This window comes from Lysinibacillus sp. NPDC097868 (genome assembly GCF_044761135.1).
In the GTDB taxonomy this organism is placed as follows: Bacteria; Bacillota; Bacilli; order Bacillales_A; family Planococcaceae; genus Lysinibacillus.
In genome coordinates this window covers 1529750-1547579 of record NZ_JBIWBS010000001.1, presented here as the reverse complement: position 1 = coordinate 1547579, position 17830 = coordinate 1529750, and the positions used below count along the sequence as shown (strand labels likewise).

The following is a 17830-nucleotide window of genomic DNA, read 5'->3' as shown; positions in this document are numbered from 1 at the left end:
CTATTCTACAAGTTCATTTGGCTTCCTCGTCTGCTGAAGGACCGTAGAAACCTGGCACTGGAATATCGAGTAGGCGTAAGTATACCCCAAGCTGCGCACGGTGGTGGACCATGTGGCTTATACCAAAGGTCCGGAAAGCAATCGCTCGTGGCTCACGGCGGATGATATGATCACCATGGCGTAGTGTCCATTCTTCGCCAAGCGTTTTTTCGTCGCATTCGGACAGTAACTTTCCAAGCTTGCCGACGTTAATATCAAACTCATCCAGAATGTCAGCGCGTTTTTTTAAAGCCTCTCGCCGTAGCGGCACTGTAAGAAGATCAAAGTCCTGGTACTGAAATATTGCGATTTGCCAATTTAATAGGTTGATCAGGTGTGTGGCTAGTCCGCCAAGCGTCATCGATTTTTCGTGTGGCCGCCATGACATATGCTCCTCGGGCAAGCGTTCCAAAATGCGACGTGTAGAAGATAATTCTTGTGTTACGTCGCCGATAATTAATTGTTTAACCATTTATTCCTCTCCTCCTTTATCGTTAGCTATAACAATCTGCCTGATTTATTTCTTTTGATAACTTCAACAAAAAAAGCGTTAATCCTTCATCGATTAAAGCTTCTATTTCTAATCCATTAATAATAGCATTTTAAATTTTTCTATAATCCTTAGTATATCAATGGTTAGAAGCTTTTTGTAATAAAACATATTTACTCTCAATAAGGCTAAAGGGGGAAAATCAACAAAGAAAATTTAAGAAAGCTAATTTGATGGAAAATGGCTAGATTAACAATTATAATCAGCTGGTATTAACACTGTAGATGTATTTTATGCAGAAGTCCAAAAGGATGGGACCTTGTATATCGATATAAAGAATGATACTATCTTTTAAATTCTAAAAATTATTTATAATCCTCAGAACAAAGCGTTGCATTTATTGCAACGCTTTGTTTTGTATCGTTTCTCTTTTTCGAATTGTTCAATAATCGATCACCTTTCCATTAAGTGTTTATATTATAGGTTTTACGTGCTTCCTAGCTATTAAGAAGTCGTGATGCTGATTTAAATGAAGATATTGCTGCCGAAGAAAAGGCGCGTGCAACTTATCAATGGATTATCGTTTTATCAGATGATACGGATTTAAATGATAGCTTGAAGTTTCTACGTGAGCGAGAGGTTATCCATTCCCAGCGTTTTAGAGAGGCTGTAGAAATTTTAAAAGATGACAGAAATCAAAAAAAATTTATAGAAGTCATGTATCTGTAACAGTCCCTCATATAACGGTTAATTTTAAGATAATGATCGTTCATCCCATACCCATGCATATACTTAAAACAAAGAAAATGACCTAGGGCAGTCCCTTTTGTCATCAATACCCTTATTTATAAAAGTCCATATGCGGTATGTTCGAATTGTTCATATGGATGCGACACATAGTAACAAAAACCTCCAAAACAGAGAATACAAAACCAAAAACCCTATTAGAATTGCCCTTTTAAATTGTCCTAAAAGTCATTGCCTTCGAATAAAATGCAAGTACATTTTGATAATTGGAGGCTATTTTATGAATTCTATATTTGCCCATATCTTTTTAGGTATATCAATGGCTGCAACCATTGGACCTGTTAAGACTGTCCTATTAAATACAGGTTTAAAAAACGGCTTTTTTCATGCATGGTTTTTTAGTCTGGGTGCCATAGCCACTGATATTATATATATGTTTATCGTCTATTTTGGAATTGGACAATTTATCAATTCCATCTGGCTAAAAACAATACTTTGGTCTTTCGGCTGTTTTGTCCTTTTGTACACCGGTATTGAAAGTTTACTGTCGCTACATAAAATTGAGATGGATTCGAAAACCAGTAAAAGAACAAGACTGAGACAATCCCTCATAGCCGGTTTTTTCATGTCTTTTTTGAATCCCCTAACCATCCTTTTCTGGCTGGGAATATACGGCTCCATACTTGCAAAAACAGCTGATATCTCTGCAGGATATGAAATCATTTTGGTCAGTATCGCCATTTTAATTGGCATTATTTTAGTAGATTTTATTTATTCCTTTTTATCTAGTGTCGCTCGTAAATTATTATCCACAAAACTTCTGAAAACGGTCTCTTTTATCTCAGCCTTATTAATGATTGGTTTCGGGCTCTACTTTGGCAAGCAGGCTTATCAAGTGTTATTCCAATAAACTTAACAACAGCGCATAAAATGAACACGAAAGGAAACCATACCTTTAAAAGAATATTAGTCGAGGTGTGGTAATGGACAAAGAGAAGGTTAATATAAGTATCTGGTGTATTGTAAGTTTGACTTCCATACCCCTCATCATGACACTGGGAAATTCGATGCTTATTCCCGTGCTACCGAAACTGGAAGATAAGGTCGGAATCACATCATTTCAGTCGAGCATGATTATAACAAGCTATTCAGTCGCAGCTATTTTTCTTATCCCCGTAGCTGGCTATTTATCGGATCGTTTCGGCAGAAAAATAGTAATATTACCGAGCTTAATTTTAGCTTTAATCGGTGGTTTGGTTGCTGGATTTGCTTCATGGAAAATGGATGACCCGTACGCAATGATTATTGCTGGCAGAATTATTCAGGGAATTGGGGCGGCTGGTGCCATGCCGATCGTATTGCCTCTTGTAGGTGATCTTTATCAGGATGATGACGAAAAAATAAGCTCCACATTAGGGATTATTGAAACGTCTAACACGTTTGGGAAAGTGTTGAGTCCCATTTTAGGTTCAATATTTGCTGCTTTTTTATGGTTCCTGCCATTCTTTTCCATTTCAGCGCTTAGTTTGATTTCGATTGTACTTATTTTTTTCTTCGTTAAAGCTCCTAAAGATGATGATGAACCATTGAAGTTCAAAAAATTTTTACGTAATACAAAAAAGGTTTTCAAGGAGGAAGGAAAATGGTTGTATACCGTATTCCTTAATGGGGTCCTCGTAATGCTTATATTGTTTAGTATGCTATTTTTCTTGTCCGAAAACCTCGAAAAAGTTCATGATATTAAAGGGATTAAAAAAGGCTTTGTCCTGGCCATCCCGCTTTTATTACTTTGTATAGCTTCTTTTATATCTGGTCGAAAAATTAAAGGAAATCTGGGGAGAATTAAAAAAATAATCATTGTCTCCTTGATTGTAATGTCTGTCAGTATTGTCTTCGTTGGGTTTACAAGCAAAAAACTGATTCTTTTATTAATCGTAACGAGTATAGCGGGGATTGCTATCGGTGCACTATTGCCTGCACTTGACACAATTATTACGGACAATATTAGAAAAGAGTTAAGAGGAACAGTATCATCTTTTTACAGCTCGGCACGATTTATAGGCGTTGCAGCCGGTCCTCCTATTATGTCACTAGTCATGAAAAACTATCTCAATGCCAGCTATATTACGGCAGGTGTATTGGGATTCATTCTCCTGTTTGTTGTCTTGAAGTTTATCAAAGTAGAAGATATTGAAAAAACCAATGAAATGGCATAAAAAATAAGGACCTGACAGTTATTGAGGTTGAAGGTCCTTTTTTGAAAGCACTTAGTTTTATCGAGATTTCATACTAAAAATAAAAAGGAAAATCCCTTTTCTAAACATGGAAATTGTCCATTAATGCGGTAGCTGTTAACTCTATGCTCCTGAGATCAGTCTTATCCTCTGTTCCCTATTGCAGCCCGTCAAAAAATTGGTCTAATGTCAGCCTTACAACATTAAGGAATAACTAAAACCAAAAAAAATTTTACTTTACTTGTTTCCGAGTACTGTTCATCATTTACTTGCTCAAAGCATTTTTTGATTGCTTGCGTTACTTGTATCTGCTAAATACTGGATTTTCAGTTAGGTTATTTAGAAGATGTATAGAGTGAAAATAATGAGGGATATTCAATTTTAATCCAGAGTTCTCTTTACTTACTACAGTTATTTCATCAAACCGTCCTTTAATACAAGATTTTCTAGCCATCAATAAAGTTTTAGAAATACAGTTTAATCCCTAAGGCGAATTTGTATAAATATACTTTCTATAGGGTAGACTTTTTAAAGAAAATTTGGAGGTGCGAATTACGTGTTTGAGAAAAAATTAGCACTTCATGAAACAATGGAATTTCATGAAGTCATTAACTTTATGACAACTAGTTTACTTAAATCAAAGCTGAGTCAAGGTGTGGTATTTGATGATGATTTAAGAGCACTATTGGACAAAAATGTAAAATTATCTACCCCAGCACTTACTGCTATGGTTAAGCTCTACTCTAAATCGGAATTAGAATATTAGGAGGACAATTGTATGGAAGACTATTTAGATCCTATAAATTCAATTGGAATGCCTGAACTAACTGATTCGGGGATTGCTCTTGAGTTTTTACTTACAACAAAGACGGGTATTAGAAATCTTTCAATAGCCTTAACAGAAACTGCTTCCCCTGTTCTTCAGAAACTCATGAGAACTCAGCTGGATGTCATGATGGATTTATATTTTGAAATTTCTGAGCTGATGTTAAAAAAAGAATGGTTAAAACCTTATGATCTAGAAGGTCAAAAAGAACTGGATATTAAAGCTGCCGAAAATGCGATTAGTATTGCACAGTTGGATTTATTCCCTAAAAGCATGAATCGAAAAGGAATGTTCCCTACCCCACCGAAAAAATAAACGAAAATGAGGGATTTTTTTAATGAAAGCTGTCACTTTTCAAGATATAAAAAATGTTGAGGTTAAAGAAGTAAAAGACCCTAAAATAAAAAAAGCCGATGATATTATTGTTCGTGTAACCACTACTGCCATTTGCGGATCAGACTTGCATTTAATCCACGGAATGATTCCAAATATTGGACAGGACTATGTCATTGGCCATGAACCGATGGGCATTGTAGAAGAAATTGGCAAGGGTGTGACGAAGGTTAAAAAGGGTGACCGAGTTGTCATTCCTTTTAATATTGCATGCGGGGAATGCTGGTATTGCAATCATGATTTAGAAAGTCAGTGTGATAATGCAAACGATAATGGCGAAATGGGTGCCTACTTTGGCTATTCAGACACAACAGGCGGTTTTCCGGGAGGACAGGCAGAGTATTTGCGAGTTCCATATGGCAATTTTATCCCATTTAAAATTCCAGAGAAATCTGAAGTTCCTGATGAAAGTCTAGTTCTCCTTGCCGATGCTGCCTCTACTGCTTTTTGGAGTGTAGATAATGCTGGTGTAAAGAAAGGAGATACTGTTGTTATTCTTGGCTGCGGACCTGTTGGACTATTAGCACAAAAATTTGCCTGGTTGAAGGGAGCAGAAAGAGTAATCGCAGTTGACTACATCGGGTATCGTCTTAAACATGCAAAGAAGACAAATAACGTCGAAATCGTAAATTTTGAAGACCATGAAAATTGTGGTGAATATCTGAAAGAGATTACCAAGGGCGGTGCAGACGTTGTCATTGATTGTGTCGGGATGAGCGGAAAAATGACACCTCTCGAATTTCTTGCAAGTGGCGTAAAACTTCAAAGTGGTGCTATGGGAGCTATTGTCACAGCCAGTCAAGCTGTACGTAAAGGAGGAACTATCCAAATTACCGGTGTATATGGTGGTCGATACAACGCCTTCCCACTCGGAGATATCTTCCAGCGAAATGTAGCGATTTGTACTGGACAAGCCCCAGTTGTTCATATCATGCCTCATGTCTATAACTTAATCGCTGATGGTAAAGTGAATGCAGGTGATATCATTACACACGTCCTCCCTCTTGAAAAAGCTAAACACGGTTATGAAATATTCGATACAAAACAGGAAGACTGTATTAAAGTGGTTTTAAAACCCTAAATAAAGTTTAGGTACTTTTGTCTCTCTATTGCAAAAGTACCTTTTTCTATTGTCCTAGGGGTACATTTATATTTGGAACTACTAACTTTTTAAACTATATTTCAGTTCAATATTATTAAATACGCACTGAGCATTAGGTTAAATTGATAAATTGTTTGATCAGAATGAGCACTTCATTTGTGAAACACTTTATAACATTTATAAAAAAGTTTAATTATTTTCTCTAATTCTATTTTCAAAAAAATGTTCTTAAACGCCTTAATGAGGTTACTAAAATATGGACGACTCAGTATCCTTCTACTATGAATCGTTGGCACGACAACTGGGGTGTAATTACCTCAATTTTTACAATCTCCCCCACATATTAGCATTCTAATTCAAAATATATTCAAATGAAAATGTCTGCTTGAACTAAAGTGCATTATTAGCTTGTTCCACAAAAAACTAGCCTCCATTTTTTAGGGGACTAGTTTTTTTAACCTATTTATGATTGCATTCTTTTTTTCTTGCCTGCCCTGTATTGTACAAAAATTGACTGTATATAGTATCTTTGATTAACCTACTCCAATTACCCTAATTTTTTTGCATTTTAAAGGCTATTATAGAAATGACTATTGCGATGCAAGTAATTGTACCACCGATTATTGCATTTAATTCGACATAATATGAGTCTATAATATTTCCACCTATTGTGGAGCCTATTGCCATCCCAATATGAGAACCAGAATTATTTAAGCTTTGATGGATATCTGATGTAGTCGATGAAGAAGAAACAATATAGCTTTGAATAGCAGGTTGAAGTGACCAACTTAGCAAACTCCATAATAATATGGCTCCAATGAATAAAACAACGGAAAATTTCAGTAGTGGTATCGCAATAATAGTTATCGTAAATAAGGACAATACTGAAATAATAGTATGTTTTGCACTAATACGATCTGTAAAATAACCACCTAATAAACTTCCAAATATCGAGAATACACCAATGATTAAATACATAAGGCTAAGAGATTTCTCTGACAGATGCAGTGTTGACTGAAGAAATGGTGTTAAATAAGCATATAGAGTCATGTGACCTGTAAAAAACACTATAGAGATCGAATGAATAAGTAAAATTTTTCTATCCTTTATAGCTTTTACTTGTGCTTTCAAAGGCAATTTCTTATTTGGCTCAATTTTTCCCAATGCAAGAAATACTAATATCATAAGCAACAATGTCAAAATAGCAATAAATAAAAACGGTGCTCTCCACCCTAATTCGCTTCCTAACCATAAACTAAACGGAACTCCAAAAACTAAAGAAGCACTAACCCCCATTAATACAAGGCCAATTGCTCTTGCCGTATGCGAATCATCGCTTATTTGAGAAGCGATTGTGATACACAACGAAACAAGTAGCGACGCACACATGGCAGATAAAATTCTTGCTGCCATAAGGAAAACATACAAATCACTCAACACAATTATCATATTAGACACAAAGAAAATGAACAAGACAATTAGAAATAACCTTTTGCGCTCCATCTTTGAGGTTAAAGATAACAAAATGGGACCTGATATTGCAAAACTTAACGAAAACATTGAGATTAACAATCCTACTTGGCCATATGAAATATTCAAATCTTCAGCTATAAGTGGAAGCAATCCTCCAATAACTAATTCAACTAGACCTACTATAAAAGTAATAATCGCAAGTAGGTAAATTCTTTTATCCATCTTTCCACTCCTAAATAAAATAAAAATGCAGCGCTCCTAAGATGCTAGGAGGCGCTGCATTTAAACATTTTCTTTGTTAATTCGCTAACATGACGTCCATAGTCATGTCGCCTTATTCAATTATTTAATATAAATAATATAATCAATCATTTCACTTTACAAGCAAAAATTTTCATTACAAAATGTTTTTGATTTTAATAATGACGGGTGTTGTAAATTGAATATAACTATTTATTCCGAAGAAAAATGAACCTATGCATTCACGTTCTACTCCTCTTCTTCGAGTAAAATAACACTTTCTAAATTAATGACAAATCTTCTTAATTCTTTTGCCAATTCATTATTTATATTACCAGCTTGATACCATTCATTTATAAGGCTTCGTTGTGCTTCAATTGCTATTAAAGCTAAGTATTCTTTTAGTTCCTCCTGTTTGGAAGAATCCATTTTATTCGTAGCATATTGTGGATGACGATAGTACATCGCCACTTTTTGCGCAATATCTAAAGAATGTTCATTCGTTTCTTGAACATGCTTTACAATTGATGATGATACATAATCCGTTAAATCTTTTTTTACATTATTTATTTGTTCTACAATATCGATAGGTAGTTTGCTCAACTTGCGTTCACGTGAAAAATTACGCAAACGACGTTTTAATAAAGTAAATGAACGGTTATTCAACATATCTTTTCTTTCTTTAAGAAAATAGTTTATTTCATGTTGAATTGTTTGATTAAATCCGTGCTCAGTCATATATTGATGTGTATAAAATATTTCTAATTCCATCCCAACTTTCCTAGCTTCCAGTATTTTTTGCTTGTAAGTTTGAAGTACTGCCTCTGACTGTTCTAGCTCAATATTTAATAACATGGCGTTATATTGATTTATTAAACTTAAAGCAACTGGAGCATTTTCCTCATCCGTTTCAAGTTGAATACTTTGAATGGCATGTTCAATCATCTTTCGTTTTTCATTCATTAAATTGGATTGTTGTGTTGCTTCCTGTTTGTTTAAAAAAGGTAAAAATAAAGTAGCCATTACCAAGGTAAATAAAATTACACCTGCTGCTAAGAAGAGGAGTAATTGTCGCTCAGGAAATAGATCCCCTTGGTTGGTTAGTAACGGTATCGATAAAATCCCTACCATCGTAATCGTTCCTCGAACCCCTACAAGTGTTGTCACGATATGATCTTTAAAAGTTAAAGTATCTTCACTTTTAAATAATTTTTTATCCAGTAGATCGAAAAACATCGTCCAAATAAAGCGGATTCCTAACACCAGAAAACCTATAACCAATACATATAAAATAAGTACACTATTGTTTATTTCTTCACTTACGAGTATAAGTTTCGTTGCAGTAGGTAGCATCAATCCAAGTAAAATAAAAATTATTCCATTTAATGTAAATGTTAGCATTGACCAAAAATGCTGTGTTACTAAATGTTCCTGTGCAATAATACTTACTGCTTTTTCTTTAATAATGGTTGCAATAATTCCTCCCGCAACGACAGATATAACACCAGATGCATGAAATACTTCTTCGGATAGGAAAAATAAAATAAAGGGTGCTAGTACTTGTAGCAATACGTAAAATGTTACATCTACAATTCCTATGCGCCGTAATTGAAGGCGTATCCAAAACAGAAATAATGCACCGAATATCCCAATAAGTGCGCCTATAAAGAACATGTATAGAAAGTCAATTGTTGCTGATTTCATCGAAAAATAACCTGTTACAATTGCTGCAACAGCATATTTAAACGCGATTAACCCCGATGCATCGTTGATTAAAGATTCACCGCGAACCAAATTCATTATATGGTCTGGAATGTGGACTCTTTTGGCGATACCATTTACCGCGACTGGGTCAGTTGGCGATAAAATAGCCATTAAAGCAAATGCAGCAGCTAATGGTATTGAAGGAATCATCCAGTGCACAAATAGACCACCGACAATAGTAGTTAATAATACTAAGACAATTGCGTTACCTAAAATAGGTAACCTCATTTTCCATAATTGTTCACGGGGAAAATGTGCCCCATCATAATAAAGTAACGGAGCAATAAACAATAGTAAAAACCATTCTGATTCAATCTCAAAGGTGAAATCTTTTGTTACTAAAGCAACGACAATGCCAACTGCTATTTGTATAAGAGCAATTGGAATGAAAGGAATATAATGTGCGAGCACATTTGTAACTAATAATAAAACGAGTAAAAATAATATTGATATTAAAATTTCCATGTACGGTCCCCTTTTTGTAAAGCATTCTGTATAATAATTTTTCAAATCCAAGCAAATTAGAATGGATTAATTTCCCCTTGACTTATACACTACCCAAATTTGTTCTTCTCTACTGCAGTAAATGCTTTTTTACCAGTTAGCTTTTGTTAAATGACTGTATTTTACACTCATTTTCCCCACCACAAAGCGTTTATAAGCAAAGATCAAGCCGTTTCCTTCAAGGAAACGGCTTTTCTGTTACAATATTTTGAACTACAAACTTCTATTTGTTATTTAAATATAGTCTTAATGATAATTCTATTATTGCAATCACAAAATCCAGCCAATTTTATAGAAATATTATTGTATCAAAACATGCACTCATTTGCTGCAAATGAATTTATTTATAAAGATAATTGCATTACACAAGAATAGTTATGGATTGTTATCCATGAAGAAAATGATGACGTTTTGCGATATTCTTCTTTTGATAGATTTCAAATGCAATAAAAATAATTAGCGCTAATACAAGCGTAAGTAACCCGGACGAAACATTTGAACTTGGAATATACACTTCCCAAAATGAATTAATTAAAGCATGAAATATAATACAGAGAAAAATACTTTTCGTATATTGATAAATGACTGTCATAAGAAATGATAATGCTAAAGCAATAAGTGTAAACCAAAGAAAATTCATGCTCGTTTGATTTGAACCAACCACAAACCATAATGGCAGATGCCATATTGCCCATATCCCTCCCACCATGAGAGTGCTAGTAAAAGGTGACCATCTTTTTTGCAATGCAGGTTGTAAATAGCCCCGCCAGCCGATTTCTTCCAAACCCCCTCCAATAATCATAATTGGCAAGTAAATAAATGTTAGATAAAGAGGTTTCTGCATAGTTGCTCCACCCCAAAGAGTTGGCAAAAAACAAGCTATAAACGCTAGTCCGACCGTAAAAAGATACCAGGCTAAAGGATGTCTAGGATTTTTTATATTACTAATAAACAGCTTAAACTCATCTGTAGAACTATACTTCTTTTTTAGCCAAATCTCACTAATACCAGGTGCTATACCACCAAGAATAAACAATATTATTGAGAAAGCAGTTCCAAACTTAAGCAAATTGATTTGTGTTAAAAATGCTAAACCACCCCAAGGAATCCATGACAAAGAAAATGTATAGAATAGAAACCTTCCTACCTCTTTACCCATGTATACTTCCCCCTCATTTACAACCCAATAATGATTGTACAGACTTGCATAAAGTGTTCATTAGTCGAATCTCATCAAAAGATGCTTTTTCTTCATTTTGGAACATACCGTAACATTTTTGTAAAACAACATCTCTGACAATTCCATCAATAGAAGTCATTATAAATGTAAATAAATCTTCTAGTGGTACAGCAAGATGAAAATTCCCTAAAGAAATACCCTTATGAATTGTATTAAAGATTTGCTCGACTAAGTATTGTCCGCTTTCATTTTCGGTAATGTTAGGTAAAATTTTTATTTGTCTCTCAGGATTGTTGGTAAACAAGATTGTAAGTTCAAAATGGATTTTGCCTACCGTTGATAAGTTTTCTTTAATGTACTTACCGAGAAAAGTAAACAGCTTTTCTAACGTCTCTTTAGGTGTACAGCTGTTTTCAATTATGACATCTACATCCTTCTTATAGTCGGCATTTGCATTAGCTTGATTAATTATTTCAACAAGTATTTCATCTAAATCTGAATAATAGCGATAAATCCCCCCTTGGCTTACGCCGGATGCTTTAATAATATCCCTCATCGTAACTTCATAGATTGGCTTAACTTTACACACCGATAAAGCTGCTTCTAATATGGCCTTTTTCTTTCTTTTAACATAATCATGACTTACCTTTGGCATAGCTATCTCCCCCCCATACAATAAAAATGACACCAGTGTCATTTTTATTGTATGTTTCGAATCACTTATCGTCAACACTTATATTACAATGTTGTATATTTTTAACAACAACTGCTCTCAGAATGATAGATATGAAGAAAGTCTCTTTGCTTAATCGCTAAGAGAACAGAAAAAAACATATCAAAGGTAAGAACGTTGCCCAGATGGGTTTTATAGTGCAATTTTAAACACAAGAACATACTTTGAATAAAGAATAAGCTAAGCTTTCCGCTCCTACAGTTCAACATCCATGTTAAGTGTACATTCAATATATTGTTCGGGTTTTAATCATTTAGTAAAGTATCCAGCCGATGAGCAAACAGCATTTTTTCATTTTTTACACGAACGTTTATACAATATGTACTTAAAATAGTTCGTTAAAAATCTCTTGATTTGATTTTGTGCAAACAATCTTTTTTATAATAGATTCCTTCAAACCTCTTTTTTTCTAACAATGTTTCAAAAGTATCTTCCCTTTTAAAAATTGAATTCATTAAGTTAATTTAACCTAAATAATGCAGGTGTTTTTTGAAGTATGAAGAAGTAATAATTATGGAGATGTATGTAATTCAGCTAATATATAAAGAGGTGAAGCATGGTGAAAATAAAAATATTTTTTATTTTAGTTATTTGTTCTCTATGGCTAATAGCCTGTAACGATAATAAGGAAACAACGACAACTATAGAAATTCAAGAATTGATGAATTTCGAGGAAGTAAAACCTGATACATTACAAACAGTATCTGATGCGAAGGATATTAAAATTATTGAGAAGACATTTAAAAAAGCGAGAGAATTTGGAGAGGTTGACAATAAAATTGTTCCACAATATAAGATCAAACTTAACGATAGTGAATACTATTTATGGATAGACCAAACAAAAACAGGTACAATAGCGAACGTAAATAGTAGAAATATGTTTTACAATATACTAGCTACCGATGAATTTAAAGAAGCCATTAATTATCCAAATTAATATTGAAACCTTTACTATATCTACTTTCTAGAAAAGCAACAATCTATGCGAAACGAGCATTTTGCAACGCATTAAGAATTTTCTTGAGCTCCTTCTTTGTATCTTCTGACTTTGAACGTATGTCCTTTGCAAAGATACCTTTAATTGATCTTCCGCTTCTATCGCTACATGCTTTACTTTTTATCTCTAAATTAAAAGCCTTTCTACAGTGAAAATTAGAAAGGCCCTTTAAATTATTTATAGTTTTGATTGTTCATGTTCTTAAGCAAGCACTAGTGAACAACCTATGAAAAAATTAATCAATTGTTCCTGTAGTTTTTAAATTGACGTCTACAGTTACATCAATTGGTAATTTAGGATAAGCATTTTCCCACTTTTTAATGATACCCTTTTGATGTAATTGCATTGTTCGGTACCTCAAGCCAAATCCATAAGGATCAAGGTCTTTTTCTTGAAGGGAAGTAAACATTTCTTCCAATTCCTGTTTTATTTCTCTCGCAGCTAATTGATTATAGTCTTCCAACTTATCCATTAATAACGTCTTATTTGACTGACTTATTGTACCAGACATCTCTACATTAACCTTTATAGATTTCGGTTTTCCATTTTCTTGTATGATGGTGTATTTCATTTTAGTTGTCGTCATATTTATTAATAATTTAAAACCTTCGCTTTCAAGCCTAAAACTATATCCAGGAACGCTATTTTTAAGAGCATTAAAAGCTTGCGTATATTTAGAGGTCAGTTCAAGTGGTTTCCCCTTATCCCCCACTACTAACAATTTATTTACAATTAATTGTGTACCTGATTTGTTGGTCTCAACGATAGGTAGTATTGCATCTATCCCTTTACTGTGAAAATCCCTTCGAATTTCATATAAATAGACAGAGACTACATAAGTACTATCATTCCCTGTTTCACCAAAAAACTTTGTTAACGGAGAAGCCACTACGGATTCCCCTCTTGGTAAGGTTCGTAATACCTCTTCAGCTGAACTTCTAGCAGCACCTATATATGCAATAGATTGGATGTCACCTCTTCTAAATAAATAATCCATAAAATCCTTTAAATTTTCTTCTAAAAGTGTTTCATTAATTAAAATAACTTTGGCATGACCAAACTCTAAAACTTTATCCGTATGGGTCTCTAATATTTGGATAATCTCTCCGATATTATCTCCCTCATGCACTAAAAATTGATAACTTGAACTTGTATTACTCTTTTCTTTGATGGAAACAGGGATCGCTAATTTCAGTGTGACTCTATACTTCCCCTCCTCGTTCTCGGAAGGGTCAATTCCAATCCCTGTAACAAACACTCGGTTATCAATATCTTTAAATCCACAGCCCGTAAGAAAGCTCATAACGACAATGAACATAATTAAATATTTTAAATGTGCCATTATAATTTGAGCCTCCGTTTAGCAGTTAGTAAACTAACGATTAAAACACCGTAAAATAACGGTAATAAATCATAAAAAAGCATTGATAATTTCACTAATTCAAATTCATTAATGACACGTGTCGTAGCTAATGCAATTAATCCGAATAGAAGAATAACTAAATATGGTGTGAGGTTTGTATCTTTCCATTTCAATTTTTTAAAATGGACTATGCTTTCAAATAATTTTAACGAGACATACCAGTGTATCAATAAACTAATAAAGGCAACCCCTATAAATACGATGACAAAAAGGAACGTGACGCGTTCAATTAACGAATATTTCATGCGTACAGAATCACTCGTAGTAATCCAAGGAAACGTAAGATTTTCAATTTGTTCAAAGCCATTAAATCCAATTGGTATAAAATAGGTTGTAAATAAAGTAAAGGCACCTAATATACCTAATATGGCAAAATGCTTTAATCCGGCTTTTTTCTTTATTTTTATATATTTATTAAAAATAATGATGTTCACTGCACCAATAAAAATATACGTAGATGCTGAAAAAGAATTATAACTAGGATAATCATTGATGTACGTAAAAGCTATTTTTACAAAGTCCCATTCTAATTTTGGTTCAGTATATATTTTTATGATTAAAAAGATAATGATAGGTAAAAAAATGATTAAAATAAGCTCAGTTATATAAAGAACACTATTCTCTTTTATAAACATGCCAAAAGAAATAACCAATAAAAATGCCAGTGTCGTAATGGTAATAGAGGTTTCATAGGACAAAAATGTATTAAACATAAAGACATACGTTGAAAGTGTAATAAGACCCGCTGCAAACCATGAACAGGCGAAATATAATAAAATGGGATAATAAAACCATTTAGGCGTACTCTTCTTCAATATTTCGGGTAAGGTCATATTTGGAAAGTAACTAAATAAATTTATGACAATGATAGTAAGAATAACTCCAGAAATGACTGCAATCATCATAGATAGTATGACGCCATCTTTACTATCTCTCATTAAAATTCTAGGCACCGATGCTATAAGATTTGTAACCATTGTGACAAGTATAAAGTAATATAGATAACGGCTCATCCTTTTGTTCGCACCTCTAATTCCTTCCTATCTGACCGCCAATACACTTTTAAATAGGGCTCACCAAAACTTCGTTTATTTACCAAGAACATTAACAGCCATATAGATCCTAAAATTAACCCCATCATACCGAATAGCGTAGTATAGATGACTAATAAATACCTGCAAATTCGAATAGAAAAACTCATTTCACTAATCGGAATGACAAAGCTTGTAATGGCAACAGCTGAAACAATAATAATCATTATATTCGAGGCTAATGTAGCTTCAGTAACCGCAGTTCCTAAAATTAGCCCACCAACTGTCGTAGCTGTTGCACTAATAGCCTTTGGCAATCGTATACTTGCCTCCGTAAGAAACTCCATAAAAATAAGCATAAATATTACCTCGATAAAGGACGGATATGGAACGCCTACTCGACTCCCAGCAACAGTAAGTGCCAATTCCGTTCTTGGTATGTCTGGCGTATAGGATGTGATTGCAACATACATAGCAGGTAATACAAAACAGACAAATAAACCAATATACCGGAGAATCAATGTAAACGAAGTGATCCAATAAGTATGATAGTTATCTTCCATCGATGTCATAAAGTCAAAAAATACAACGGGAGCGATCAAAGCCTGAGGACTCCCGTTTAACATAATTACCACTTTCCCTGCAGCAAGATTGTAGGAAATACGGTCAGGTCGCTCCGTCAATATGGTAATGGGGAAAAGGGAAAATTTAGAACCATTTAGATGTAGCTGTAATTCTCCAGTAGATTGAATAAGCGGGACGTCTAAATTTTTTATTTTTTCTTGGATATTTTGAAGAACAGATTGCTTTACTGTCCTTTCATCATACATAATGACCAAAGTCTTGTGACTTTTCCCTTTTAAGGCATGCGTGTCAAACTTTAATGATGGTTCATGATAACGCTGACGAATGATGTTTAAATTCGTCTCAATATCCTCGCTTAATGCTGTTTGAGGTCCGTATACAGTAGGCTCAATGAGTGTTTGTTGTAAAGCCATTGAATTGACTAATTTAATATCAATCAAATAAAATGCATCATTAATCGCTAATAGGACATATCCCTTCGTTATTTCGATTAGTAGTTCTTCCCCAAATTGCATTTTTGTTAAGTTAGGTAATGATTCAATATAGAATGTAAAACTCTTATTTGATTTCATCTCGAAAAAAGGTTTTATAAGCATTTCATGCAATTTAGTACCATCTATTGCTGATTTTAAGTAAAAGATATAAACTGTATTATCTTCTATTTGTAAAGGCTTTAAGCTTATGTCATCCGAAGGTGGAAACTTTTCTAATAGCTCAATCATTAACGGAGGAAAATTCAAATTAGCCATATTATCCAAGCATTATACACCTCCATATAAGTATTTTTGAATACAACTAGGTTAACCGATAGCACTTTATACTAAACGTTCTATTCGCTCGTTTAATTTGGAATTTTAGGCACGCAGGATGGTTGAAGATGCGTGATTCGTAGGCTTTCGAAGCTGATAATTATTATTACAATCCATCCACTACAAGTTTTTTGACGTTATTAAAACCAAGTTGTAATTCGCTAGATTTTAAGATTCTCTATTTGAAGCATGTTATAATATAAGAAAAAAATAAAGAAGGTACGTCTATGGAGATTCGCCAGCTTGAATACTTTAAAGTACTATGTGATGAACTTCATTTTACAAAGGCTGCAGAAAAATTAAATATTTCTCAACCAACGCTAAGCCATCAAATTAAAGTATTGGAAATGGAGCTTGGCATTCCACTCTTTGATCGTATAGGGAAAAAAATCGCGATTACAGAAGCCGGTAAAATATTGCAAGAGCAATGTATTCATATATTCCGTGCAATCGATAATACAAGTAATCAAATTAGTGACTTGAAACAATTAAAAGCAGGTAAATTAGTAATTGGTACGTTACCTGGTGAATTAACAAATTTGGTGTCCAATTATTTATTAGACTACCATCGTGACTATCCAGTTTTAGAAGTATGTATTAATAGCTCGGATGATTTATTAAAGCAGTTTAAAGACAATAAAATTGATTTTGCTATTTCCTATAAACAAGCGTATTTTGATTATGCAGAAGAGCAGCTTATCATGATTCCACTGTTTACAGAAGAACTGCTATTCGTAGCACATCGTGATTATCCTATAGAATCTGAAGAAATCGCATTTCAAGATGTATTAACGACACCACTTATCTTGTTTCCGGCAATCAATCAATGCAGGAAATTGATTGATCGTGCAGCTCGTAAAGAAAAGCTTCATGTCCACCCAAAGATAGAGACTGCAAGTGTTCAAGCCATTTTTAATTTAGTTGAACAAAATGTTGGCGCAACAATCATTTCAGAAACGCTTTATGACCAATATTTTTCCAATACGATTTGCAAGCGCACTATATTTAATCCTCCCTTAGAACGTGAAATCGTACTATTATATAGAAAAGATAAATTCATTAATTTTGCAGCGAAAGCTTATATTCAATTAATGATTGATGGACTTAAAAAAGCAGGTTTTTCTATTTCTAAAGAGAGTCTAAATCTTATTCATCTATTAATAAAATCTTCTTAACAAAACAAATCCACCAAACTACGCTGTTCATATGCCAAGTTTGGTGGATTTTCTATTTTGGGCTAATGAAAAAAATGACTAAGTA

Annotated in this window: 15 protein-coding genes and 1 pseudogene; 8 read left to right on the top strand and 8 right to left on the bottom strand. The window is 33.7% G+C overall.

Annotation, left to right across the window (positions count from 1 at the left end):
* Window positions 1-13: 13 nt before the first annotated feature.
* Window positions 14-511: a DinB family protein gene (locus tag ACIQXJ_RS07575; protein ID WP_403051641.1), complete on the bottom strand. Its 498-nt coding sequence runs from the start codon at window positions 509-511 to the stop codon at window positions 14-16.
* A 537-nt stretch (window positions 512-1048) separates the two neighbouring features.
* On the opposite strand from ACIQXJ_RS07575, the pseudogene ACIQXJ_RS07570 reads away from it, so the two are divergent.
* The 6 genes and pseudogenes from ACIQXJ_RS07570 to ACIQXJ_RS07545 form a co-directional block, all read left to right on the top strand.
* Window positions 1049-1258 (top strand): annotated as a pseudogene (locus ACIQXJ_RS07570) (manganese catalase family protein); the annotation flags it as partial.
* 298 nt (window positions 1259-1556) lie between these two features.
* Window positions 1557-2186, top strand: a complete 630-nt coding sequence (locus ACIQXJ_RS07565) for a LysE family transporter (RefSeq protein ID WP_403051638.1) — start codon at window positions 1557-1559, stop codon at window positions 2184-2186.
* A gap of 73 nt (window positions 2187-2259) precedes the next feature.
* Window positions 2260-3492, top strand: coding sequence for an MFS transporter (locus ACIQXJ_RS07560; RefSeq protein ID WP_403051635.1), 1233 nt, complete (start codon window positions 2260-2262; stop codon window positions 3490-3492).
* Window positions 3493-4066: 574 nt separating this feature from the next.
* Window positions 4067-4276 carry a hypothetical protein gene (locus tag ACIQXJ_RS07555; RefSeq protein ID WP_016993944.1) on the top strand — a complete coding sequence of 70 codons (210 nt, stop codon included), beginning with the start codon at window positions 4067-4069 and terminating at the stop codon, window positions 4274-4276.
* A gap of 12 nt (window positions 4277-4288) precedes the next feature.
* Entirely contained in the window at window positions 4289-4651 is a 363-nt protein-coding gene (locus tag ACIQXJ_RS07550) for a spore coat protein (RefSeq protein WP_403051632.1), read from the top strand.
* 22 nt (window positions 4652-4673) lie between these two features.
* Window positions 4674-5810, top strand: coding sequence for a zinc-dependent alcohol dehydrogenase (locus tag ACIQXJ_RS07545; RefSeq protein ID WP_403051629.1), 1137 nt, complete (start codon window positions 4674-4676; stop codon window positions 5808-5810).
* A gap of 573 nt (window positions 5811-6383) precedes the next feature.
* On the opposite strand, the gene ACIQXJ_RS07540 is transcribed toward ACIQXJ_RS07545, so the two are convergent.
* The 4 genes from ACIQXJ_RS07540 to ACIQXJ_RS07525 form a co-directional block, all read right to left on the bottom strand.
* Window positions 6384-7526, bottom strand: a complete 1143-nt coding sequence (locus tag ACIQXJ_RS07540; protein WP_403051626.1) for an MFS transporter — start codon at window positions 7524-7526, stop codon at window positions 6384-6386.
* Between the two features lie 267 nt (window positions 7527-7793).
* Complete coding sequence (locus ACIQXJ_RS07535) at window positions 7794-9773, bottom strand: cation:proton antiporter (RefSeq protein WP_403051623.1); 1980 nt, start codon at window positions 9771-9773, stop codon at window positions 7794-7796.
* Window positions 9774-10197: 424 nt separating this feature from the next.
* Complete coding sequence (locus ACIQXJ_RS07530) at window positions 10198-10971, bottom strand: CPBP family intramembrane glutamic endopeptidase (protein WP_403051620.1); 774 nt, start codon at window positions 10969-10971, stop codon at window positions 10198-10200.
* Window positions 10972-10984: 13 nt separating this feature from the next.
* A complete protein-coding gene (locus ACIQXJ_RS07525) occupies window positions 10985-11647 on the bottom strand; it encodes a TetR/AcrR family transcriptional regulator (protein WP_403051617.1) in 663 nt (220 codons plus the stop codon).
* Between the two features lie 634 nt (window positions 11648-12281).
* Between ACIQXJ_RS07525 and ACIQXJ_RS07520 the strand changes: the two genes are divergently transcribed.
* A complete protein-coding gene (locus ACIQXJ_RS07520) occupies window positions 12282-12662 on the top strand; it encodes a hypothetical protein (RefSeq protein ID WP_403051614.1) in 381 nt (126 codons plus the stop codon).
* 295 nt (window positions 12663-12957) lie between these two features.
* Here ACIQXJ_RS07520 and ACIQXJ_RS07515 read toward each other — a convergent pair whose 3' ends face one another.
* Genes ACIQXJ_RS07515 through ACIQXJ_RS07505 form a run of 3 tightly spaced genes read right to left on the bottom strand, consistent with a single transcriptional unit; the run spans window position 12958 to window position 16510 of the window.
* Window positions 12958-14064 (bottom strand): Ger(x)C family spore germination protein, encoded by a 1107-nt coding sequence (locus ACIQXJ_RS07515; protein WP_403051611.1) that lies wholly within the window; start codon window positions 14062-14064, stop codon window positions 12958-12960.
* Window positions 14064-15158: a GerAB/ArcD/ProY family transporter gene (locus ACIQXJ_RS07510; RefSeq protein ID WP_403051608.1), complete on the bottom strand. Its 1095-nt coding sequence runs from the start codon at window positions 15156-15158 to the stop codon at window positions 14064-14066. The genes ACIQXJ_RS07515 and ACIQXJ_RS07510 overlap by 1 nt, the downstream gene beginning before the upstream one ends.
* Window positions 15155-16510: a spore germination protein gene (locus tag ACIQXJ_RS07505; RefSeq protein ID WP_403054859.1), complete on the bottom strand. Its 1356-nt coding sequence runs from the start codon at window positions 16508-16510 to the stop codon at window positions 15155-15157. The genes ACIQXJ_RS07510 and ACIQXJ_RS07505 overlap by 4 nt, the downstream gene beginning before the upstream one ends.
* Before the next feature lie 287 nt (window positions 16511-16797).
* On the opposite strand from ACIQXJ_RS07505, the gene ACIQXJ_RS07500 reads away from it, so the two are divergent.
* A complete protein-coding gene (locus ACIQXJ_RS07500) occupies window positions 16798-17745 on the top strand; it encodes a LysR family transcriptional regulator (protein WP_403051606.1) in 948 nt (315 codons plus the stop codon).
* Window positions 17746-17830: the final 85 nt, after the last annotated feature.